Below are 23,157 nucleotides of genomic sequence, written 5' to 3' on the forward strand. Positions count from 1 at the left end.
TGTTTTGATAAAAATAACGGGGACGCATCGCGTCATATTCAACATAGAGGGTCAATAGAACGACGGATATACATGGCACGACAGGCACTTTTCATTTGATGACAGCACACTTCAAACGATCTCATATATATCAATATGCTTAGCAGAAAAAGTCGCTTCAAAAACAATAATCATCATGCCAACATTAATTTATATAAGCCTTAGTACTTTTCCAAACAGCATATTTTAGTTATAAATAAAGCATAACTAGGAAGGTTATTTTAAAAATCGGGAGATCAGCATGGTGCCACTCGCCCATACTGCTGTGCTTAAAAATTATTTAGCTGTCAGCCAGCAATTAGACCTGAATCCATACCAATTGTTGTCCGATGCAGGCATCTATCCTGCACAGCTACAAGATAGTGCACAGCGTATTCCCGTAGACAAAGCGGTGACGCTGCTGGAACAATCAGCCCAATTGAGTGGTTGTGAATACTTTGGTTTGCATATGGCAGAACAACGCCAACTCGCAGATTTTGGTGAGCTGAGTTTATTATTGAGTTATCAACATACCTTGCGTGATGGCTTATACACCCTTGTGCAGTATCGAAATCTAATCAATAACGCATTGGAAATGTATATTGAAGAAGTCGGTCATACCGTCATTATTCGAGTCGAGGTGATTACGACAGCAACAGAATACAGTCGTCAAGCCATCGAGCTTGCTTTAGGCATCACCCACCGCTTCTGTGCTGCTTTTTTGCAGAAATGGCATCCTTTGAGTATTCATTTTACCCATGATGCCCCGTATGATACGGCGATGCATCAACGTATGTTTGGTTGTTCGTTAGAGTTTGGCAGCGAATTTAACGGTATTGTTTGCAATGCAACAGAATTAGATAAAACCAATCCACATGCCAATACCACGATGCTGGCACATGCCAAACGTTTTCTTGAAACGGATCTATTACATCGAGAAAGTGAATCTTCGATTATTTTTGATATTCGTAAAAGTATTCATCTGCTATTGCCGATGGGACGGGCCACGATTGATCAAGTCGCCCATACTCATGGCATCAACGTCCGTACCCTACAACGCCGACTGGAAGCTGTGCATACCAACTTCAGTATGTTGATCAACGATGTGCGCCGCAATTTAGTTTTTCGCTATCTAAAAAACCTAAATTACTCTCTAGGACAGGTCTCGGATATTTTAGGTTATTCAATGCCAAGTTCATTTACCCGTTGGTTTAGCAGTGAATTTGGTATGTCACCCACCACTTGGCGGAATAACAACAAATCTCTTATGAAGTCCTAAACACAAGGTTTAGAGATCAAAGCCGACTACTTATCTTTGATCTCGACAGCATATGATGATGAGGTATTGCTCTCTAGAACATCCAATGCATCAATAGCAAGACCAATACCACCAAGAAAATGGTTTCACCCAGCATCAGTAAAATCGGCTTGATTCCAACAGAAGCCAGTTCCTTCAGTTGTGTTTTCATGCCTAAGGCACTAATTGCAATCACTAAACACCATTTCGATAATTCATTCACCCCTTGCTGTAGCATGCTTGGAACCCAACCCGTGCTATTAATACAGGCAAGAGCTAAAAAACCAACTGCAAACCAAGGCAATAAAGGTGGATGTTTGCCTGTAGCGTCTCCGCCTTGCATACGCGTGATCATTGCCGCACAAATAATGACAGGCAATAACATGGCAACCCGCATCAATTTAACTACGGTTGCAGTATCACCTGTTTCTGGCGACATGCTATAACCCGCGCCGACCACTTGTGCGACGTCATGGATAGTTGCCCCTAAAAATACACCTGCCTGCTGTGGCGATAGTTCTAACCATCGTGCAATCATCGGATAAACAATCATAGCCAACGTGGACAGTGCAGAAACACCAATGACAGTGAATAGCGTGGCTTTTTCTTTTTGAGGATGTTGAGGAAATGCAGCGGAAAGCGCTAAGGCTGCTGATGCACCACAAATTGCAGTTGCACCGCCGGTCAACATCCCGAAAAGTTTTTTAAAACCCAGAATTTTAGCCGTGATCACTGAAACTGAAATCGTCACGATCACCAATGTGATCACCAGTACAATCGGTTGCCAACCCAACGCGGTAATTTGTCCTAGCGTAATCCGCATCCCCAACAAGGCAATCCCGATGCGTAACACTGTTCGTGCCGTAAATTCGATGCCTGCTTTACATTGACTTTCACTAGAAAGAAAGTTCAAACCCATTCCCAACAGCAAAGCAAATAACATCACAGGTGCACCATAATGCTCTGAAAGAAAACAGGCTGCTGCTGCAACAACGGTACTGACAATAAGGCCTGGCATCAACTCACGGGTACGCAGACGAAAATCCATGAATTTAGTCATTGTTTTCTCCTGTATCTATCAGGATGAATAGCTGCGCTGCATCGACTTCAACCGGATAGGTCGCCACTTTTAAATGCTTTGAATTCAACATATATCCCGTCGCCAGATCAAAAACCAAACCATGGGCACAACAACGAATCGCTTGTCCTTCTAATTTGCCGCTAAATAAAGATGCACCTTGATGCGGACAGCGATCTTCAATCGCATAAAACTGTGTACCAATATGAAACAGTGCAATATTTTTCCCCTCAATTTGGAGAAAAGCTCTCGCACCTGATACTGGGATTTTTTCTTGTGGAACCTGAAAACGAATAGTCATTGTCCTTATCCTTGTACCACCAAGGCTTCTAACATAGCTTGATAGAGCACATCGACTGAATGCACACCAGCCAAGGTCAGGTAACCATCAAAAATAAAATAGGGTACGCCGTTTGCCCCTGTATAAGTCGACTGAAAAGACGGATTGACTTCCGACCAACCACGGCCCTGTTCATTCACCGAGTAACCACATTGCTTGAGAATTCTTTTCAGCACAGCACTATCTCCTAGGTTTTCACCTGCTTCAAAATAGGCAGCAAAGAGCTGTTCCAATAAATGCTCTGCTTGCTGCGCTGTTCCCAGTTTTAAAACGCTTTGAAACAGATGATGCGCTTGAGCCGTATTTGGCATCCATTTGATTTTTTCAAAATGTAGCTCGACGCCAACTGTCTTGGCTGCCTGACGCACTTGGGTTTGGCGCTGTTTTACAGCATCTAAACTGCCCAATCGTTTTTGATAGAACTGTTTGAAATCGACACCCGCTATCGGAATCTCAGGAAGTAACTGCATACCATGCCAATGTACAATGACTTCAACCTCAGGATCACTTTGCTTTAATTGCGCAATTGCAGCCAGTAACTGACGTTTACCGATTAGGCACCAAGGACAAATAAAATCAAAAAAGACATCAATATTTAATTCACGCATCATCATTTTTCTTCCGCACCACATGAACGAGTGCTGTCTAGATTGGGTAAAACTGCTTGCTCAGTCAGTCGTGCAATATCTTGGTGGTAGTAATTTTTGGCATAGAGAAACACGGCTGCTGCGACCATGCTGACCAAAGGCATTAATTGAAAGGCATGATCTAAACCAATCACATCGGAGAGCTTGCCTATAACTAGAGGGCCAAGTGCCAATCCCAACAAATTATTGGCTAAGGTTAAGGTCGCGAAAGCTGTACTGTGTACACTGTTATGGGTGAGATTAGCCACCATTGCACTGGATGGGCCATTGGTTCCTAACGCAATAAACATCCCCATACATAACATCAGCAATTGCAATTTTCCTGCTGGCATTGCAAACGCAATCGAAAGCAGTAAACAGCTCCCGATACAATAGCCAATTGCTAAACTCACCTTACGGTCTGGAAAGTTTTGGCCAAAGCGATCACTGAGCATGCCACATAGAATGCTCCCGACCGCACTACACAGTACAATCACGGCGGCCAGTACACCTGCAGAATCGGTATTCATGCCGTAATAACGATTTAAATAACTCGGCATCCACACAATGACGGTGCCGCCAACAAACAGTTGAAAGCCACTACCGATATAGGTTGCGACCACTGATCGACTTGAATAAATCGTGCTTAAGCATTGTTTACTCTGTTGCTGTTTCTGAGTGTTGTGGGATGTTTTTCTGCTTAGATTGACTCTTTTTTCTTTAACCACCATTGGATAGAGCAAGGCCAAGATCAAACCAAACAATGCCATACCACCAAATGCCCAGCGCCAGCCAAAATGCTCCGCCATCACACCGCCCAGTGCCATCCCGAGAAATGAGCCGAATACCCCACCTGCCATAAATGCACTGGCCAGCGTAGCTCGCATTTCGCGTGGAAAAATCGCCACTACCACTGCAATGCCAACACTGCCATAAGCAGCCTCACCCACACCGACCATAAAACGGGCCACAAACATTTGCTGATAGTTTTCAGCAACAGCACAACCCAAGGTTGCCAAACTCCAAAGCACCGCCATAATGACCAAGCTTTTCACGCGTCCAAAACGGTCCGCCAGTAAGGATAAGGGCAAAGTTAAGATCCCGACCATCAGCGCGACAATACCGCTTAATAAGCCAAGCTGGCTATCGGTCAAGGCCCATTCAGTTTTAATCAATGGAAATACGGCATTTAGCACTTGCCGAGACATATAGTCTGAAATCAACAAGCCAAATGTCAGTGCGAATACCAGCCACGCATAACGGCGCGGGACATTCATTGAGGTATCAACATGATCCGTATGTACGGTATATGGATGAGCACCCATAGGAACCTCCTTGTCATTGTTATGATTTATATTTTTGATTGCAGTACGTGGCTTGCTATTTGAATACGCTTGCTGCGTACTGCATTTATTGTGACATTCAATCCATTGCTGCTCAGGCTTAATGGCGCTGAGGTACACCTTTTTGTTTTGGTTGGCGGTTTGGTGACATACCATTGGCCTGCAACGTTTCTTCAATACTTTGATATTGCACACCAATCCGATAGATTTCTCGTGCCTCTGGGCCTGTTGCCACTTCACGACCTAATTCATGTGCAATACGTACAGTTTGCTGAATTTGTTGTACAGATGAGAAGCGCTGACCACGATGATCGATAATGGTATCTTCATTACCAACCCGTGCATGAAAACCCATCGCCATCGACATGGTATTGAATGGCAATACATTTTTAAGCAATGATTCCGAAGTCAGGGTGCAACCATCTGGTACACGATGAATAAAATTAAAAAAGTTAAATGGATTTGGCCCATCGAATCCGCCGCCAATTCCAATCCAAGTCAAATTCAATGGCCCCATGTATAGGCCTTTACGTACCATCCGTTCTAGGGTCTCTAGGCCATGCATTCCAGTCAGTTGAAAATGCGGTTGAATATTATTTTGGCAAAGACGTTTTAAATGCTCTGTAACCCACGCAGGTCCTGCCGGAACGGTCATTTCAGCATAAGCTTCCTGAATTGCAGGATGTGCCAAAGATGTGCCTTCCAAATATTCTGGATAGAGCAACTCCATAATATTCATTTGTGTGGTGTTAATTGCGACCGTGACCTGATCAGGTTTTGGTGTTAATTCAGCCAGCATATGACGGGTATCATCACTCAGCCACAAAGCTGCCTCACCTTCGCTTTCAGGTGCAAAGGAGATCGAGCCACCGACTTGAATGATCATCTCGGGTACGGCTTCACGCACCCCTGCAATCAGTTCATTAAACTTGGACAAACGTTTAGAGCCCTTACCATCCAGTTCACGCACATGCAAATGCAGCACTGTCGCGCCTGCCTCATAGCATTCCACCGCTTTCTGAATCTGCTCATCCATGGTCACTGGAATGTCTTCGGGAAAGTCCTCTGGCATCCACTCTGGGCCATAGGGCGCAACGGTAATAACCACTTTTTCCATATTTTCTGGGTGCAAAGAATCGTCAAAGAATTGCATGTGCATCTCCTGTTTATAGTTTATAAAACGGTATTGAATTAAAAAGTTTGGATTTGGAATTTAATAAGTTACATCACCGACGATACCTGCCCGCTCCATTTTGCGATGGCATGGCGGGTAATCCATCACTGCATAATGTTGGGTACTTCGATTATCCCAAATAGCGATGCTATTCGGCTCCCAACTCCAACGCACCTGATATTCAGGAATTGCCGCTTGGGTGATTAAGTAACGCAGTAGATCTCCTGCACCTGGATTGGCATCTTGCCCAAACCGTACGCGGTCTTTGGTGTGGTAATTACTAAAATGGGTAGTGAATGCATTGACGTAGAGAATCTGCTCACCTGTCTCTGGATGTGTTCGTACGACAGGATGTTCAGCATCTGGAAACTGTGCCTTCAATGCCAAACGTTTTTCGATAGGCATGGCGGCGCCAAAACTGGCTTCGATACTGTGATAGGCACGTAAAGGCGCAATCTTTTCCTTGATATCTTCAGGCAGATTTTCATAGGCCATGACCATATTGGTCCACATGGTATCGCCGCCAACAGGTGGACATTCCACACAACGCAGTACACATCCCATCGGTGGAATTTTGCGCCAGCTGGCATCGCTATGCCACGCATTTTCATACCGGTCAATCGGGCTGTCAGGATGTTTATAAATTTGCACCAAGCCTGGATAATCTGGATGACTCCCCACCGCAGGATGATCCTCCAACGGCCCAAAGCGTTCGGCAAAAGCCACATGTTCAGCCCGCGTCATCTGCTGATTACGCAAGAACACCACGCGGTGCTTAAGCAATTGCGTCCGAATTTCCGCGAATAACCCGTCATCATGAATCGCATCGGCTAAGTGGACACCACGTAGTTCTGCACCAATATTGCAAGTTAACTGTTCAATTTGCATCAGAAATCCCTTCAAATCACAAAAATGGATGAACCTATGGTTTTACGTGCTTCCAGATCACGATGTGCTTGTACGGCATCTTCAAGTGCATAGCGATGATTGATCTCGATCTTGATGCGTCCACTGCTGACATGATCAAACAGTTCCTTGGCTAAGGCTCTTTTTTCTTCTGGATCGGCAATATAATCGGCTAAAGCTGGACGGGTGATAAACAACGAACCTTTCATTGCCAGTAACACAGGGTTAAAGTCAGGAATTGGCCCTGATGCGGTACCTACGCAAACCAATAAACCACGGCGTTTGAGCGAGTCTAATGAGGCCATAAAGGTATTTTTGCCCACACTATCAAAGACCACATTGACCCCCATGCCATCGGTCAACTCACGCACCCGTTCAGCCACATTCTCATGGCTATAATTAATCACATGATCACAGCCATAGGCACGTGCTACTGCTGCTTTTTCATCCGTCGAGGTGGTCCCAATCACGGTTAGCCCCAACAGTTTGGCCCATTGCGATACAATCAGCCCCACACCACCTGCAGCAGCATGTAATAAAATACAATCGCCTGCTTTAAAGTCATAGATACGACGCATCAGATACGCTGCAGTTAAACCACGCATGGTCATTGCTGCCGCAGTTTCACAGGAAATATCGTCAGGGAGTTTGATTAATGCATCTGCGGCAATAAGGCGTTCGGTGCTATAAGCGCCAAGCGTATTCAGAAACCCTGTATAGGTGACGCGATCACCCACCACAAAATCGGTTACACCGTCACCCACCGCTTCGATAATGCCAGAGGCTTCGACGCCCATACCATTCGGTAAGGGAATCGGATAAGTCCCATCGCGGAAATAGGTATCTGCATAATTGAGACCCACTGCTACGTGGCGTAGACGTACTTGTCCAACCGCAGGTGCACCGACTTCGATGTCCTCATAGCGCATCACCTCTGGAGTCCCTGTTCCGTAGAACCGTATCGCTTTATTCAACGTCATTTTCCTGTCCATCTTGTATTTTTATTTAGTGCCGAAGCAATATGACTAAAAAATACAATACTCAGGAGAGCGTCGACTTTACTTAACACGACACGCACATCACCTTTGACGACAAATACTCAATCGATAGGATTCTTTTATAGGACGGCGCAAAGCTTAGGGGGTTATTTCTCAAGCTGCTGATTCATACCTTTCACATGCTCAACAAAATGATGCATATTGGTTGCCCATGTGCTCATATCACGATGTGCAATCAGGTAGGTATTGATCTGCGCTGTAGCCGAGTCAATGGGATGAATCTTCACACTTTGGGCAAAATGAGATTGCTGCACATAGCTGATCGGTAAAATTGCAAGGCCAACATCGAGACTGACACAGCTGATAATGCCATCTAGGCTGCCCATTTCAATCACATTGGCTGCGGGTAAATGATGGGAAGATAAGAACTGATCAATGGCTTTGCGGTAACTACAACCTTGCTTAAAGGCAATAAATTTCTTTTGAATCAGATCGTCATTTGTAAATCGTTCAGGTCCATGCTTTGAAGAAATAAGCACCAACTGCTCAGTCCAGACATGTAAATTAAACATCCCATCAATCGGTGCATGATGTGCTACAAATGCACAATCCAGCTTGGATGCATGGACTAAATCAATCAAATCTCGTGTGGGTGCGGTCGATAACGCAAAAGGAAAATCTGGGCTGTGCTGTTGTAAATCGCAGATCAACGCTGGCAGTCGAACCGCAGCCGTGGTTTCCATACTCCCAATCGCTAAAGGAAAATTGGCTGTCAGCTGACTATGGGAGAACGTGTCCAACAGCTCTTTTTGCAGATGCAACATTTTTTCAGCATAACCATACAATTGTACCCCAGCTCTGGTCGGTTGAATGGGGTTCTGCCGATGTAGCAACTCGACATTCAACTCTGTTTCCAGTTTTTTGATATGACTGGTGACATTGGATTGTACGGTATAGAGCGTTTTTGCCGCCTCGGAAAAACTGCCTAACTTCACCACCATCATAAAAATTTCTAAAGACTTAATCTGCATCGCCATCACTATTAGAGATAGTTTGTATCAATTCAAATCATTTTACATGATTGATAGTGCTTGCTTAAATACTTATTCATATTTCAACACCCAAAGATGGTTTAAACAATGTCTGGTACTAAGCTGTTATTTTTAATCTGTATTTTAAGCTTCTTCAGCTATGCACTCTATGTATTTGACTACAAATTTCTTGCCAAAGCACAACCTCTCTCGCACATCAGTCATAGCGACTAATTGTTGGAGTGAACCGGCCATGACTGAGCCAGCAAAAAACAGCAACAACGCCATGCAATCAGCAATCAGTGCCGCCTTGATTATGGCAATTGGCATGGGTTTCGGGCGCTTTGCGTTTACTGCAGTCTACCCGCATATGATTGATGAAGGCATCATTAATCTACAGCATGCCAGTTTGGCTGCTTCTGCAAACTATGCGGGCTATCTGTTGGGTGCTTTATTTGCGATCAAGATGAAATCCCAGCAGAGTTATCTCGGTAGTATTGTTGCGACAGTGGGTACCGTCCTTTGTCTGATCCTACTCAGCTGTATTAACACGATTGGCCTGATAATCTTGATTCGTGGTTTGGCTGGCGTTTTTAGCGCTTTTGCCATGGTATCTGCTTCATTATGGCTGCTTGAACAGCAGAAACAAACTCAACAAGCCCCTATCTTGTATGCAGGAGTTGGTCTCGGTATTGCACTCTCTGCCGAGCTTTTATTTTTCGGCACACATCTCAGTTGGCACAGTAAAATACTGTGGTTATTGCTCGGCCTATCCAGTCTGATACTTGGTTGCATTGCAATGTTTGGTTTATCGCGGGCTCAACCGAATACTGTTTCAACTCAGCAGATATCGAGCACAAATCGCAAAGCACCCCATACCTACGCTCTGATTTTGATTTATGCCTTGGCGGGTTTTGGCTACATCATTACCGCAACCTATTTACCTTTATTGGTGAAACAGGCCTTACCGAATATTGATGCGGCACAGATCTGGGCAATCTTTGGTTTAGGTGCGATTCCTTCGTGTTTTTTCTGGCATCGTATCCACCATAACTTCGGCACACAAGTCGCCTTATCCTCTAATTTAGGATTACAGGCTTTTGGTGTTGTATTGCCGATCATATTACCCACCGCTTTGGGTTATCTGTTAAGTGCATTACTGGTGGGAGCAACCTTTATGGGAACGGTGACCATTGCCATGCCTGTGGCACAGGATATCACTCGCCAAGCACAAAATAATTTAATTGCCTTAATGACCGTCGTCTATGGCTTGGGTCAGATCATAGGCCCAATCGTAGTGAATGCCCTATTCACGATCTATCATACGCTCAATAGCTCACTGATTACCGCGGCTGCGGCACTATTAATTGCAGCAGTAATTAGTCTGAAATCAGCTGAGGCGATCCATTAACCAGAAATAGATTGCTTAAAAACCTTCATCTGCTTGTATTGTTGCAGTTCATCTAATGAGTTAATGCTATGACAAAACAGGCCTTGCTTTTGAAATACCACCACCTGTGCATCCAATTGTTTAAAACAATCTCGCAAACTCAGTTTATTCTCAGCAATCGCTTGCTCCAACACCAATAGACTTTCTCGCTTAAGTAAACAAAATGGATATAAGGCATCTCCATTGATATTGACATAAGTCACTTGCGCCAGCGGTTGCTTTTGTAAAGCACGATGCAGTTTAAGCACAACCTGACTAGGAATATAAGTCACATCACAGGGAATAAATAAAGCATAGTCAGCTTGCAGATGTGACCAAGCACTCTTCATCCCCATCAACGGGCCAAGGAAACCATTTTGATCATCTGCATAGCATCGAATATCAGGTTCAATCTGTTTATATATCGAGTTATCACGGTGGCTATTCACCCAAATGTGTTGAACCTGAGTCTTAAAACTTTCACATATTTTTGACAGCTGAATCTGGTCATCAAACTGTTGTAGCAGTTTGTTGGTCCCGTTCATACGACGCGCTTGCCCTCCCGCCAAGATCACTAGATCTGTAGCGGGATATTCTGTATTCATGCTTCTGCCTCCAATTGACAGGTTTTAATCAGACCACGAATCTCAGGTAAACAAGAACCACAATTGCCACCTGCTTTTAAACAAGCCGTGACTTGTTTTTCATGGGTGATGTTTTGCGTTTTGATGGCTTCGATAATCTTATTTTTACCCACTTTAAAACAACTACAAACCAATGGTCCATCGTTATTTGCCGCAGACATCGGCATTCCCGCCAGCAAAGCTTTACGATGCAAAGCACTTAATCGTTCACGTTTAAACAGACTCGCTACCCAATCCCGATTTGGCAATAAATCGACAGGTGCAATATATAAACTGGCAATCAGGATACCGTCTTTTAAAATCACACTATGGCTGAGCTGCGATGAAATATCCTCCAGACTTAACCATTCATAGGTTTCATCTACAAAAGGCAGGAAGCTTTTTAAATTCTTTTGAGTCTCATCAATACTATGACGATCGGCAATTTCATAACGCATCGCTTTCGCTGTTTTGATCTTGGTCCACCATGCACAACTTTGTAAAGATGCTTTAATCTGATGCTCAAAGCCTTCACGGACATAGAGTACCCCTTGCCAAGTGGTATGGAACGGCTGAATCGCAACGGGTGTATGTTTAAATTCAGGTTCGCCTGAGATCGCATCCACCACTGGATTGACCACTTTACCTATTCTCGCATCAGAAGCGACTTGCTCAGTCCAGTGAATCGGGGCGAAGATTTGGCCACGGCGTACACCTTGTGCTAGCGTCACTCGCAATACACAACGCCCCCATTGTGAGCGGACTTCCACCAAAGCTTTATCTCGGATACCAAATTTTAACGCATCATTCGGGTGAATCTCGCAAAATGGTTCAGCACGATGCGTGGTGAGGTTTGCCGATAAACCGGTACGGGTCATGGTATGCCATTGGTCACGGATACGTCCTGTATTCAACACCAATGGATAATCTTCGGAGATAGCATGCACTGGATCAATTGCAACAGTAGGAATCAGTTTGGCTTTTTTGTTTTTATGGCTAAAATTGCCACGATCAAATAACTGTTCAACAGCAATACTTTGCCCTTTCTCCCACACAGGCCATTGGGTTGGGCGTAAATGGTTATATTCATCCAGACTTAAATTCATTAGCCCTTTTAAATTGAAATAACGAAAATTTTCAACATGATCACATTGATCAACACTGGCATTTTGATAAGCTGATAAAGCCGCATGTTCATTAAAAATGTCACAGGCGTTGCTAAACTCAAAACCAGTAAAACCGAGTTTTTTTGCAACCTCTGCCACCGCCCACCAATCCGCTTTGGCTTGCTTTGGTGGATTTAAAAAGGCACGTTGCCTTGAGATACGGCGTTCAGAATTGGTGACTGTACCATCTTTCTCTCCCCAACCTAATGCAGGTAACAACACATCTGCATAGGCTGTGGTATCGGTATCCGCACAAATATCAGAAACCACCACAAATTCACATTTTTCCAAGGCGCGTTTGACTTGATCTGCATCGGGTAAGCTCACCACAGGATTGGTTGCCATAATCCAGATCGCTTTGATTTTGCCACTCTCTACCGCTTGGAATAAATCCACTGCTTTTAAGCCTGCTTGCTTGGCAATCACAGGACTGTTCCAAAAGCTTTGCACCAGATTTTGATGTGAGGGATTGTCCAAATCCAGATGCGCTGCCAACATATTTGCCAATCCACCCACCTCACGACCGCCCATGGCATTGGGTTGGCCCGTCATTGAAAATGGGGCTGCACCTAATTTGCCAATTTTTCCAGTGAGTAAATGACAGTTGATAATACTATTGGCTTTATTTACACCTTGAGAAGACTGATTAACCCCCATCGAAAATAAAGTAATCACTTTTTCTGTTTGAGCAAATTTATCAAAAAACAGCTGTAATTTTTCTACAGAAATTCCTGTACGTTTTACCAAAGCATTAAAATCTTGTTCACTTTCACTCGCAGCTAACAGTGCTGCTAACCCTTCGGTATAGGTCTCTACAAAATGATGGTCGATATAATCATGATGGTAAAGATGCTGAAACAGGCCATTAAATAAAGCCACATCCTGACCGGGTAAGATCGGCAAGTGTAAATCCGCTTGCTCGCAGGTACTGGTAAAACGAGGGTCAACCACCACCACAAATAAGTCTGGATTCTTGCTCTTGGCCTGCATAATACGTTGATACAGTACGGGATGACACCACGCTGTATTAGAGCCAACTAAAACCACCATGTCAGTATGTTCAAAGTCTTCATAACTGGCAGGTACAATGTCCTCGCCAAAGGCACGTTTATGCGCTGCAACCGCAGACGACATACATAGGCGTGAATTGGTATCAATGTTGGCAGTGCCTAAATAGCCTTTTACAAACTTATTCACCACATAATAGTCTTCAGTCAGCAACTGTCCTGAAACATAAAATGCAACGCTGTCTGCTCCATATTGATCAATACACGCTTGGAACTGGTCTGCAATTTTCTCAATCGCCTGATCCCATGTCGTGACTTGTCGATGGTTTTTACGGCCAAACATGGGATGCAAGACACGAGTTTCCAAACCTAGTGTATCGGCTAAATTACTGCCTTTAATGCAGAGCCGTCCAAAGTTTGAAGGATGCTCTAGATCACCCGCAACTTGTACTGTCGTGCCATGCGATTTATGTTGAACACTGACATCAACACCACAACCCACGCCACAATAGGGACATGTTGTTTTTGTAATGATTGTTTCTGCTTGATCGGAGCGACTGTGTTCTAAATTTTGAATACTGTTCATGACTGCCCCTTTGAATCCCACCCAGCCTCCCTTTATCAAGGGAGGAGTACCGCGAATTCATATCTTAAATATAATTGAAAAACAGTCCCTCTTTCATGTAGAGAAGGAAGCCACGAACCATCGTCATTGCTTAAATTCGTGGCATTCCCCCGCTTTCATAAAGAGGGGGTTAGGGGGAGATTCATCACCCTGCCTTTTTCATTGCAAAATCCTTACCAAATAACAGCTTGTTTCTAAAAGTAGAAACAGGTGTTTGATCAGCAATCAACTCGGCATACCACATCCCATCTTCAGTATCACCAAACAGAACCGCACCAATCACTTTGTCCTTTTGGATAATGATACGTTTGTAAATCTGACGTTTATCATCATTGAGAATGATGTCTTCATAATCTTCTTTCGGTTCAAAGTTTCCAGCCGAGAATACGTCAACACCACTGACTTTTAACTGCGTTGGTACTGTCGGTGATTTAAAGGTTAAGCTGCCATGTTCAGCTAAATGCGTTGCACAGATAAAGGCTTGTCCCCATAACGGCTCAACTAAACCAAAGGTTTGGTTACGATGCTCGATGCATTCACCCACAGCATAGATACTTGGATCAAAAGTTTGCATGGTGTCATTGACCAAAATGCCTCGATTACAACGCAGTCCTGCACTTTGAGCCAAGGCAATATTCGGGCGAATCCCAACCGCAAAAATGACTAAATCTGCGTCCAGTACCGTTCCATCTTTAAGACGGATTTGACTGACATGACCATCTTCACCAATCAATGCTTCGGTATTGGCCTCGGTAATGATATTGATACCCTTTTGCTCAATACTATGGCGCAACATACGGCTGGCACGGCCATCCAACTGACGTTCCATAATTCGATCCATCAGGTGCAGAACTGTTACATTCATACCACGTTGTTTCAAGCCATACGCTGCTTCCAGACCCAGCAAACCACCACCAATCACCACCGCATTCTTTTTGGTTTCGCAATATTTGATCATGGTGTTGACATCATAAATATCACGGAAGCTAATCACGCCTTTTAGATCTACACCTTGCACAGGTGGAACAAATGGTGATGAACCAGTGGCAATAATCAAACGATCATAATCAACACTTTCGCCTTTCTCGGTATGCACCACTTTACGGGTACGATCAATCTTGATCGCAGGATCATCCGCAATAAATTGAATCCCTTTGTCGCTGTACCACGCATGTGGATGCAGCATGATGTCATCAATGGTTTTTTCGCCTGAAAGCACTGGTGACAACATAATACGGTTGTAATTGCCCCAAGGTTCCTCACCAATCACGGTGATGTCATAACGATCTGGTGCCATATCCAGTAAATCTTCTAAGCAACGCATGCCCGCCAAACCATTGCCAATCAACACCAGTTTCAGCTTTTCTTGTGCAGCGCCATTGTTGGTAATATAAGTTTTTTGCGGAACAGACCTGACCCAAACACGACCATTTTCAATTTTGGTTGGGAACACCAAGAGCTTTTGATCTTTATCTTCCAAACAACGCCCCGTCGCTAAACTAAAATGTTGTTTATAAATCGGCGATGCAATCACGCGCTCGCCTTGTAAATCGCCAATGATGCCGCGACACATCACATTGGCTTGGCTAAATGGATCTTTATTGCTAAGCGCATAAATCCGCTTTTCGTGACCTACACGAAACAGTGCAACCGATTGACCTTCGATCAGTGCGCCCACACCCGTATTTGGTGTGATGTCATCCAAAGCACACACCTCGACCCATTGATTTTCTGGCAGCATATCGTTGTTCTTTAAACTGGTCATTTGAGTTCTCCTTATGCTTCAACCATTGGGATACGATCGACTGAACGTTCAGCGTCATTCAAAGGACGAATCTGATCACGTACTTGGGTAAACTGAATATGTGGGTCAGCTTGCTGTTCTGCACTGGCATTGATATAGGTTTGGAAACGTTTACGAATCTCTGGGTCTTCAACCGCAGTACGCCATTCATCTTGATAAGTCCCAATCACATGACTCATACGGCTTTCAAGCTCTTCAGCCAATCCTAAGGAATCATCAACAATCACTGATTTGAGATAATCCAAACCGCCTTCCATATTGTCACGCCATACGCTAGTACGTTGTAAACGATCTGCAGTTTGGATATAGAACATAAAGAAACGGTCGATATAACGAATCAAGGTTTCGGTATCAAGATCTGATGCCAATAGCTCGGCATGACGTGGTTTCATACCACCATTTCCACAGACATACAGATTCCAGCCTTTCTCAGTCGCGATCACCCCAACATCTTTACCTTGGGCTTCAGCGCACTCACGGGTACAGCCTGATACTGCCATTTTCAATTTATGCGGCGAACGTAGGCCTTTGTAACGATTCTCAAGTTCAATCGCCAAGCCCACAGAATCATCGACGCCATAACGGCACCATGTACTGCCGACACATGATTTCACGGTACGTAATGATTTACCGTAAGCATGACCTGATTCAAAACCTGCTGCATTGAGTTCTTCCCAAATAAACGGAAGTTGATGGATTTGTGCACCAAATAAATCGACACGTTGTCCACCGGTGATTTTGGTATACAGCTTATATTTTTTGGCAATTTGACCTACGGCGATTAAGCCATCTGGTGTAACTTCACCACCTGCCATACGTGGCACAACTGAGTAAGAACCATCTTTTTGAATGTTGCCTAGGTAGTAATCGTTACTGTCTTGTAGGCCCGCATGGCTTGGTTCAAGTACAAAATCATTCCAGCATGAGGCCAGAATGTTGGCCGCCATCGGCTTACAAATATCACAACCTAGACCATGACCATGTTGCTGAATCAAATCATCAAAGGTCTTGATTTCATTGACACGAACCAAGTGATAAATTTCTTGGCGTGAGTACGGGAAGTGCTCACACACATGGTTATTGACCGTTACGCCTTGCCGTTGTAGCTCAGACTTCAACACTTGCGTGACTAAAGGTGCACAACCACCACAGGCTGTCGCCGCTTTGGTACATTTTTTCAAAGCACCGAGCGAAGTTGAACCATCACAAATTGCTTGGCAAATATCGGCTTTGGACACGTTATTACAAGAACAAATGGTTGCGCTATCTGGCAATAAATCGACACCACTACCGCCTGCTTTGGCACCTGAATCGGCAAAACCTGGCATGATCAAGCTTTCAGGCGTTTCTGGTAGTGCCAGACCATTTAGCATCATTTGTAGCAGGTCATTATATTCTTTGGCATCACCGACCAAGACCGCACCAAGCAATTTGGTTTTGTCTGCATCGACCACAATCTTTTTATACACCAAGCTATCTTCATCGGCATAAAAATAGCTGAGCGAGTTTGGCGTCATACCATGCGCATCACCAACGGAGGCTACATCTACCCCCATCAATTTCAACTTAGTGCTCATATCTGCACCAGCAAAACAATGGGTTTCTTCGGCTAGGATATGTTTTGCAGCAATACGTGCCATGTCATAGCCCGGTGCGACCAAACCGTAGATTTTGTTATCCCACAGCGCACATTCACCAATCGCATAGATATGTTGATCTGAGGTTTGGCAATAATCATTGATTTTAATCCCGCCACGTTCACCCAACGCTAAACCACTCAAGCGCGCTAATTCATCACGTGGGCGAATTCCCGCTGAGAATAAAATGATATCTGTTTCCAGCTCGCTACCATCCGCAAACTTCATGATGTGTGTCGTGCTATCCCCCGCTTCAATACATTGCGTGGCTTTTTGGGTATGGACTTTTACCCCAAGATTTTCAATTTTACGGCGTAATACCTTGCCACCAAGATCATCAATTTGTACCGCCATCAAACGTGGTGCAAACTCCACCACATGCGTTTCTAGATTTAAATCTCGCAATGCTTTGGCAGCTTCCAGACCTAATAAACCACCACCAATCACCACACCTGTTTTGGCATTTAAGCTTGCAGCACGAATGGCATCTAAGTCTTCAATGGTACGATAGACAAAACAGTTTTCACGATCATTGCCTGAAATTGGTGGAACAAAGGCATATGACCCTGTTGCTAAGACCAATTTGTCATAATGAATGACATCGCCTAAATTGGTAGTTACCGTTTGCTCAGCTGCATTAATTTCCACCGCTTTGGTGTTGAGTCTTAAATCAATACCGTGTGCGTCTGCAAAATCAAAACGAGCCAGTGATAAGTCTTTGGCTGTTTTACCAGAGAAGTATTCAGTCAAATGTACGCGGTCATAGGCAATACGTGGTTCTTCTGCAAGGATGGTAATTTCTAATTCATCATCAGCTTTCTCTAAGATGGCTTCGATGAATTTATGTCCCACCATACCGTGACCAATCATCACTAATTTCATTGTATTTCTCCTCAAATCGAATCTTTGATTAAGCTGCGCTGCTTTGTTCTGAACGACGTTCCAACATGGCTTGTTCAAACAGCTGTTGTTCTTTTTGTTTATGCTCTACCGAGAATCGGATCAGCATCACCGAGCTTGCAGCAATTACCACCAAGCCACCCAAAACCATTAAACAGGTTTGAAAATCGACCATTCCTTTTAGCAAGAATCCTGCTGCGACTGCACCGACATTGCCACCTGCACCAATAATGCCTGCCACACCACCGAGTGCTTCACGATCAATAAATGGAACCAAGGCATAAGTCGCACCACATGCCATATGGGTAAACAGTGCGAAGATGGTCATACTGAGGATTGCAAGAACTGCACTATTCATATGCGCGAATAGCATCAGGAATATACCTTCACCCAAGATCAACAGGAACAAGATTTTGGTACGACCATCCAAACCTTTTTTCAGCGCGACTTTGTCTGAAACAATACCGCCAAGTGCACGGGCAAACAGTGCCAGCAAACCAAAAACCCCTGCTGCCAGTCCTGCTTCTTTTAAACCGAAGTTAAAGTGCTCGACGTAATACATCGCAATGATGTTGTGCATGAAGATTTCAATGCCGAAACATGCCGCATAAGAGCAGAATAGAATCCAGACCCGATAGTTACGCGCTGCGTGCATTAGGATGGCTAAACCACCTTTTTTGTCGCTTCCCACCACCACACCTTGCGCACGAAGTTCTTTGAAATCGCCTTGCGGGCAGTCTTGGGTCAGCTTCCAATAAAGCACACCTACGATCAGCATCATCACACCAGGTACAAGCAATGCAATTCTCCACCCCATGGCTTGTTCTACACCGAACATCACCAAGGCAGACAACAGTAAAGGCATCAAAGCTTGTGTTGCACCACCACCTGCATTCCCCCAACCCGCTGAAGCGGCATTTGCGGTACCTACAACATTTGGCGCAAACATAATGCTGGTATGGTATTGCGTGATCACAAAGCTGGCACCGATGGCACCAATCAATAAGCGGAAAAATAGGAAGGATTCATAGCTATTGGCTGCAGCGACACCAAATACAGGAATGCTGCCCAGCAATAACAATGCAGTATACGTTTTACGTGGGCCGTATTTGTCACACAGTGGACCAACGATTAATCGAACCACAATCGTGATTGCAACAGCAGCAATATTGATATTAGCGATCTGATCTTTGGTGAGATGGAACTCGCCTGCGATCACTGGCATTAACGGTGCACAAGCAAACCAAGCAAAGAAACAAACGAAGAAAGCAAGCCAACTCATGTGGAATGCCCGCATCGCTGGTGCAGAAAAGTTGAATAACTTAATTGATGTGGCTTTTTTCGCCGATAAATCTAAAGACATTGCCATCTCCCATACTGAACGTATCTTGTGTTGTTGACACATCACGCTGTATCAACAAACCGATCAGATCGGACATCGTTGGCCGTCTTACAATTTTGCAAGTCATCTTTGACTCAAGGAATAGTTAGCAAATGCTGTGCCAAGTTCTGACCACAACCAGACCAATAAAACATTAATCATTGTTTTATATAGACTTTATCCATTTATTCTTTGTTTTTAATGAATACCAATTCGGTTAAAGAGTGCAAGTTCAGTACAACGACCTGTTTTAAAGCATAATTCGCACTGCTTCAAAACAACTCTTTTTATGCACCTAAAAAGTGCAGTTTTTATTCTGGAGGATATAATTCAAATTTTTCATTTCTTCTACTTGGTCACAGCGATACAATAAAGCGCATAAACAATACGCCCTATGGAGCGATTGCACCGAATAAGAAATCAAAATAGCATCACTGGCACTAATTTTGCTTCAAAAACAATACGCACAGCACTTTAATATCTGTGCATAACCCCACCGTTTGACCTATATACTTATGCCGAAACTCAAGATCGCACTTATTGATGACGACCAGGCTCGGGCTGAATACATAAAAACCTGTTTGATTGAACATGACTTTGATGTAGTGGCTTGTTTTACCCTCGATCATCTCAATATTTTTAAACTCGAACATCTTCAAGCCGATGTCATTCTGCTTGATATGGATCACCCACATCGCGATGTGATCGAAAGTTGTGTCAGCAACTTTGATCTACCTACGGTACTTTTTACCAAGAACACCGATAAGGATATGATTAAACAAGCGATTGATGCAGGGATTACCGCCTATATCGTCGATGGTATCGATCCAAGCCGCCTGCATACTATTTTAGATATTTCGATTGAGCAGTATAAAAAGCATAAAAAACTCGAATGTGACCTGAAAGATGCCAAGACAAAACTTGCAGATCGTAAAGACGTCGAAAAAGCCAAAGTGTTGCTGATGCAACTACATGGCTTAACCGAAGACACCGCGTTTCAGTTACTCAGAAAAAATGCCATGAGCCACCGCATGACTATTGGCGAAATGGCACGGCGTTTACTCGATGCCCAACAACTTTTAAATAATCAACTAAAGGATGAATAGATGAGCCATTTAGTCGAATTAGCAAAAGTAGAAAAAACTGAATTACAACTGGGCTATATTCCCTTACTTGATTGTGTCGCATTACTCTGGGCAAAACAGCGTGGTTTTTTTGAAGAAGTCGGTTTAAATGTCAGTTTAGTCAAGGAAGCTTCTTGGGCCAGTTTACGTGATCGTCTTGCTTTTGGCCTACTCGATGCGGCACATTGCCTGTCTGCCATGCTGCCAGCAGCAGCGGTCGGCACAGATCAAATTGGCATTCCACTACAAACCCCTCTCGTGCTGAGTGAAAATCGAGCCTTTATTAGCTTAAGCCAAAAGCTCTGTTATGCACTAAATATTCAGAAACAAGATAGCGCAGAGAGCTCCGCACAGAAACTGACGGATTATATCCAGCAACATCAAAATGTCTCTTTGGCACATGTATTCCAACATTCGATTCATCACTATTGCTTAAGAGAATGGCTTGCTTTGGCTGACCCTCAACTAGCGCAAACCATTCAAATGAAAACCTTACCGCCACCTTATATGGTTGAAGCGATCAGTAATCATTTAATAGATGGGTTTTGTGTCGGTGAACCTTGGAATACTCAAGCTGAGTTACAAGGTCTAAGCCAAATTGTCTGTTCAAGTCAGCACATTATCCCGAATGTTGCCGACAAAGTCTTAGCAGTCACGCAAGAATGGGCGCAACAACATCCACACAGCTTGATTGCCTTAACCAGTGCCATTCTCAAAGCGCAACAAGAATTACGTCAACTCGAAGATTTTGCACCGGTATGGCAGCTTCTGATTGAGTTTGATGTGATTCAATTCCATTGCTCACCAGACGTTCATGTTGAAAAGTACTTTACCATCCAGAATATCATTCGTAACTTTGTACAAAACAGTGCTGAGCCAAAAGCCCAAGACTTCGAATGGCTATTTCAACAAATGCATAAATGGAATGCTGTAGAACTTGAACAAGACACCTATATGATTCAAGCACAGAATTGCCTACTACTTGAAACCTATAAAGCTGCTGCGAATCACTCATAAAATAAAGGACAAAAAAAAGCTGTCTTTAAATATCAAGACAGCTTTTGAAAGACCCAAAAGAGATTACACCAATCACAAGTAATCCCTTAAGTAGTCACTATCATATTGAAAGCAGAGATATCTTTTTCGGACATTTTTATGTCATTAACTGCCATCTAGAATGCGAATTTTTATCATTTCTGCCAACTGATTAAGCTACAATAGTGTTCAATCTCTAATCATCTTACATTGCAGTTATCAAGCGCTTCACAATGTCACGCAATCACCAAGTAGCATCAGAAAATGTTCAATATTTATATTTTAGCAACTACAGATTCACCATCTTCATAAATAATAATTTAAGCACATAAAAACAATATGTTAGTATAAAACTTTCATCCTATTGGATCACATAAAAATACACTTTACCCAATTCTTTTCTAAGGATTTAAGTCGCGCTAAAATACCCAAATATAAATAGCTTGACTGCTGAGTTACACAAATCCCATGAACGAAATGAGGTAATTCAGTTTAGAATGTTTAAAAATAAAATTACGCTAAATTTTGTCATATTTTAACATTGCCAATTCCTTGCAAAGTTTTCATTATATGCACCATGCTTGGCATGCAAATTTCTTCATCGATTAAAACAAATTATAAAAAAATTGCAGAATTTTGTGCCATAATAAGCAAACTTTGCAGACATCTTGCAAAAAACTTTTGCAGATTTAGAATTGGAGCAGGCTGAATGAGCTCAACCATTTTGGTAATTCATGGACCGAATTTGAACTTGCTAGGAAAACGCGAACCAGAGGTATATGGTTATCTCACGTTAGATGATGTTAACCAGCAACTCACCGCTCAAGCCCAACATGCATCACTTACACTAGATACTTTTCAAAGCAATTGGGAAGGTGCGATTGTCGATCGTATCCATCAAGCACAAAACGAGGGTGTGAAATTTATCATTATCAACCCTGCTGCCTTGACCCATACCTCAGTTGCTTTACGCGATGCCTTACTTGGCGTTGCGATACCATTTATTGAGGTTCATTTGTCAAATGTTCACGCCCGTGAATCATTCCGTCATCACTCATATTTATCAGATAAAGCCATTGGCGTAATTTGTGGCTTAGGTGCAAAGGGTTATTCCTTTGCTCTCGATTACGCTATCGAAAAAATTCAATCTTCTAACTAATTTAGACTTTTTAGGAATGCTCACTCATGGATATCCGTAAAATCAAGAAGCTCATCGACTTGATGATTGAATCTGACTTACAAGCGATTGAAGTTAAGGAAGGCGACCAATCCATCTCATTAACTCGCCCTACTCCTGTTTATGCCGCGGCTGCAGTAGCTGCAGCTCCAACAGTTGCTGCTCCAGCACCAGCAGCAAAAACACCACGTGGTGCAGTTGAATCATCACCAATGGTTGGTGTGTTCTATGCAGCACCAAGTCCAGGTGAGGCGCCATTTGTAAATGTAGGTCAAACAGTATCTGCGGGTGAAACATTAGGGATCATTGAAGCAATGAAAATCATGAACCCAATTGAAGCAACAAAAAGCGGCGTAATTGAAGAAATTCTAGTGAAAAATGGTGAAGTGATCCAATTCGGTCAACCACTTTTCCGCTACCGTGCTTAATCAGTTTGGG

General features: G+C 43.5%; 19 protein-coding genes. 6 read left to right on the forward strand and 13 right to left on the reverse strand.

Annotated elements, in window-relative coordinates:
* Window positions 1-280 precede the first annotated feature (280 nt).
* Complete coding sequence (locus tag A7P54_RS07270) at window positions 281-1,297, forward strand: AraC family transcriptional regulator (protein ID WP_171549144.1); 1,017 nt, start codon at window positions 281-283, stop codon at window positions 1,295-1,297.
* Window positions 1,298-1,370: 73 nt separating this feature from the next.
* Here the strand turns inward: A7P54_RS07270 and A7P54_RS07275 are convergent, their stop codons facing one another.
* The 8 genes from A7P54_RS07275 to A7P54_RS07310 all read right to left on the reverse strand — a co-directional run bounded on the left by A7P54_RS07275 (window position 1,371) and on the right by A7P54_RS07310 (window position 8,817).
* Complete coding sequence (locus A7P54_RS07275; protein WP_171549145.1) at window positions 1,371-2,375, reverse strand: YeiH family protein; 1,005 nt, start codon at window positions 2,373-2,375, stop codon at window positions 1,371-1,373.
* The gene (locus A7P54_RS07280; protein ID WP_005203339.1) at window positions 2,368-2,694 is read right to left on the reverse strand and encodes a Rieske 2Fe-2S domain-containing protein; all 327 of its coding nucleotides are present in this window, start codon (window positions 2,692-2,694) and stop codon (window positions 2,368-2,370) included. The genes A7P54_RS07275 and A7P54_RS07280 overlap by 8 nt, the downstream gene beginning before the upstream one ends.
* Window positions 2,695-2,699: 5 nt before the next feature.
* Entirely contained in the window at window positions 2,700-3,347 is a 648-nt protein-coding gene (locus A7P54_RS07285; protein ID WP_171549146.1) for a DsbA family oxidoreductase, read from the reverse strand.
* On the reverse strand, window positions 3,344-4,684 hold the full coding sequence (locus A7P54_RS07290; RefSeq protein ID WP_171549147.1) for an MFS transporter: 1,341 nt from the start codon (window positions 4,682-4,684) through the stop codon (window positions 3,344-3,346). The genes A7P54_RS07285 and A7P54_RS07290 overlap by 4 nt, the downstream gene beginning before the upstream one ends.
* A gap of 118 nt (window positions 4,685-4,802) precedes the next feature.
* On the reverse strand, window positions 4,803-5,855 hold the full coding sequence (locus tag A7P54_RS07295; protein ID WP_159883994.1) for a 3-keto-5-aminohexanoate cleavage protein: 1,053 nt from the start codon (window positions 5,853-5,855) through the stop codon (window positions 4,803-4,805).
* A gap of 60 nt (window positions 5,856-5,915) precedes the next feature.
* The gene (locus A7P54_RS07300) at window positions 5,916-6,764 is read right to left on the reverse strand and encodes a TauD/TfdA family dioxygenase (protein WP_171549148.1); all 849 of its coding nucleotides are present in this window, start codon (window positions 6,762-6,764) and stop codon (window positions 5,916-5,918) included.
* An 11-nt stretch (window positions 6,765-6,775) separates the two neighbouring features.
* Window positions 6,776-7,762: a quinone oxidoreductase gene (locus A7P54_RS07305; protein ID WP_171549149.1), complete on the reverse strand. Its 987-nt coding sequence runs from the start codon at window positions 7,760-7,762 to the stop codon at window positions 6,776-6,778.
* Between the two features lie 164 nt (window positions 7,763-7,926).
* A complete protein-coding gene (locus tag A7P54_RS07310; RefSeq protein WP_171549150.1) occupies window positions 7,927-8,817 on the reverse strand; it encodes a LysR family transcriptional regulator in 891 nt (296 codons plus the stop codon).
* A 247-nt stretch (window positions 8,818-9,064) separates the two neighbouring features.
* On the opposite strand from A7P54_RS07310, the gene A7P54_RS07315 reads away from it, so the two are divergent.
* The gene (locus A7P54_RS07315; RefSeq protein ID WP_171549151.1) at window positions 9,065-10,222 is read left to right on the forward strand and encodes a YbfB/YjiJ family MFS transporter; all 1,158 of its coding nucleotides are present in this window, start codon (window positions 9,065-9,067) and stop codon (window positions 10,220-10,222) included.
* On the opposite strand, the gene A7P54_RS07320 is transcribed toward A7P54_RS07315, so the two are convergent.
* The 5 genes from A7P54_RS07320 to A7P54_RS07340 form a co-directional block, all read right to left on the reverse strand.
* The gene (locus A7P54_RS07320; protein ID WP_171549152.1) at window positions 10,219-10,845 is read right to left on the reverse strand and encodes an NTP transferase domain-containing protein; all 627 of its coding nucleotides are present in this window, start codon (window positions 10,843-10,845) and stop codon (window positions 10,219-10,221) included. The two genes, A7P54_RS07315 and A7P54_RS07320, sit on opposite strands and share 4 nt — an antisense overlap.
* Window positions 10,842-13,622 carry a nitrate reductase gene (locus A7P54_RS07325; protein ID WP_171549153.1) on the reverse strand — a complete coding sequence of 927 codons (2,781 nt, stop codon included), beginning with the start codon at window positions 13,620-13,622 and terminating at the stop codon, window positions 10,842-10,844. Before A7P54_RS07325 ends, A7P54_RS07320 begins: the two co-directional genes overlap by 4 nt.
* Window positions 13,623-13,806: 184 nt before the next feature.
* A complete protein-coding gene (gene nirD, locus A7P54_RS07330) occupies window positions 13,807-15,426 on the reverse strand; it encodes a nitrite reductase small subunit NirD (protein WP_171549154.1) in 1,620 nt (539 codons plus the stop codon).
* An 11-nt stretch (window positions 15,427-15,437) separates the two neighbouring features.
* Window positions 15,438-17,984, reverse strand: coding sequence for a nitrite reductase large subunit NirB (gene nirB / locus A7P54_RS07335; RefSeq protein ID WP_216077039.1), 2,547 nt, complete (start codon window positions 17,982-17,984; stop codon window positions 15,438-15,440).
* Between the two features lie 28 nt (window positions 17,985-18,012).
* Window positions 18,013-19,371, reverse strand: a complete 1,359-nt coding sequence (locus A7P54_RS07340; RefSeq protein ID WP_171549155.1) for an MFS transporter — start codon at window positions 19,369-19,371, stop codon at window positions 18,013-18,015.
* 527 nt (window positions 19,372-19,898) lie between these two features.
* Between A7P54_RS07340 and A7P54_RS07345 the strand changes: the two genes are divergently transcribed.
* The 4 genes from A7P54_RS07345 (at window position 19,899) to accB (ending at window position 23,147) form a co-directional block, all read left to right on the forward strand.
* A complete protein-coding gene (locus A7P54_RS07345) occupies window positions 19,899-20,489 on the forward strand; it encodes an ANTAR domain-containing protein (protein WP_004807526.1) in 591 nt (196 codons plus the stop codon).
* Window positions 20,490-21,524, forward strand: a complete 1,035-nt coding sequence (locus tag A7P54_RS07350) for an ABC transporter substrate-binding protein (protein WP_171549156.1) — start codon at window positions 20,490-20,492, stop codon at window positions 21,522-21,524.
* Between the two features lie 727 nt (window positions 21,525-22,251).
* On the forward strand, window positions 22,252-22,701 hold the full coding sequence (aroQ, locus tag A7P54_RS07355; protein WP_004807530.1) for a type II 3-dehydroquinate dehydratase: 450 nt from the start codon (window positions 22,252-22,254) through the stop codon (window positions 22,699-22,701).
* A gap of 26 nt (window positions 22,702-22,727) precedes the next feature.
* A complete protein-coding gene (gene accB / locus A7P54_RS07360) occupies window positions 22,728-23,147 on the forward strand; it encodes an acetyl-CoA carboxylase biotin carboxyl carrier protein (RefSeq protein ID WP_004807532.1) in 420 nt (139 codons plus the stop codon).
* Window positions 23,148-23,157 lie beyond the last annotated feature (10 nt).

The organism is Acinetobacter sp. Ac_3412, assembly GCF_013072675.1.
Lineage (GTDB): Bacteria > Pseudomonadota > Gammaproteobacteria > Pseudomonadales > Moraxellaceae > Acinetobacter > Acinetobacter higginsii.

Bases quoted from the DNA above. Each gene is read 5' to 3' on its own strand.
- nirB (WP_216077039.1), bottom strand. From the start codon at position 17,984: ATGAAATTAGTGATGATTGGTCACGGTATGGTGGGACATAAATTCATC.
- A7P54_RS07340 (WP_171549155.1), bottom strand. From the start codon at position 19,371: ATGGCAATGTCTTTAGATTTATCGGCGAAAAAAGCCACATCAATTAAG.
- A7P54_RS07295 (WP_159883994.1), bottom strand. From the start codon at position 5,855: ATGCAATTCTTTGACGATTCTTTGCACCCAGAAAATATGGAAAAAGTG.
- A7P54_RS07325 (WP_171549153.1), bottom strand. From the start codon at position 13,622: ATGAACAGTATTCAAAATTTAGAACACAGTCGCTCCGATCAAGCAGAA.
- A7P54_RS07315 (WP_171549151.1), top strand. From the start codon at position 9,065: ATGACTGAGCCAGCAAAAAACAGCAACAACGCCATGCAATCAGCAATC.
- A7P54_RS07285 (WP_171549146.1), bottom strand. From the start codon at position 3,347: ATGATGATGCGTGAATTAAATATTGATGTCTTTTTTGATTTTATTTGT.
- aroQ (WP_004807530.1), top strand. From the start codon at position 22,252: ATGAGCTCAACCATTTTGGTAATTCATGGACCGAATTTGAACTTGCTA.
- A7P54_RS07350 (WP_171549156.1), top strand. From the start codon at position 20,490: ATGAGCCATTTAGTCGAATTAGCAAAAGTAGAAAAAACTGAATTACAA.
- A7P54_RS07270 (WP_171549144.1), top strand. From the start codon at position 281: ATGGTGCCACTCGCCCATACTGCTGTGCTTAAAAATTATTTAGCTGTC.
- accB (WP_004807532.1), top strand. From the start codon at position 22,728: ATGGATATCCGTAAAATCAAGAAGCTCATCGACTTGATGATTGAATCT.
- A7P54_RS07310 (WP_171549150.1), bottom strand. From the start codon at position 8,817: ATGGCGATGCAGATTAAGTCTTTAGAAATTTTTATGATGGTGGTGAAG.
- A7P54_RS07300 (WP_171549148.1), bottom strand. From the start codon at position 6,764: ATGCAAATTGAACAGTTAACTTGCAATATTGGTGCAGAACTACGTGGT.
- A7P54_RS07290 (WP_171549147.1), bottom strand. From the start codon at position 4,684: ATGGGTGCTCATCCATATACCGTACATACGGATCATGTTGATACCTCA.
- A7P54_RS07280 (WP_005203339.1), bottom strand. From the start codon at position 2,694: ATGACTATTCGTTTTCAGGTTCCACAAGAAAAAATCCCAGTATCAGGT.
- A7P54_RS07275 (WP_171549145.1), bottom strand. From the start codon at position 2,375: ATGACTAAATTCATGGATTTTCGTCTGCGTACCCGTGAGTTGATGCCA.
- A7P54_RS07345 (WP_004807526.1), top strand. From the start codon at position 19,899: ATGCCGAAACTCAAGATCGCACTTATTGATGACGACCAGGCTCGGGCT.
- A7P54_RS07305 (WP_171549149.1), bottom strand. From the start codon at position 7,762: ATGACGTTGAATAAAGCGATACGGTTCTACGGAACAGGGACTCCAGAG.
- A7P54_RS07320 (WP_171549152.1), bottom strand. From the start codon at position 10,845: ATGAATACAGAATATCCCGCTACAGATCTAGTGATCTTGGCGGGAGGG.
- nirD (WP_171549154.1), bottom strand. From the start codon at position 15,426: ATGACCAGTTTAAAGAACAACGATATGCTGCCAGAAAATCAATGGGTC.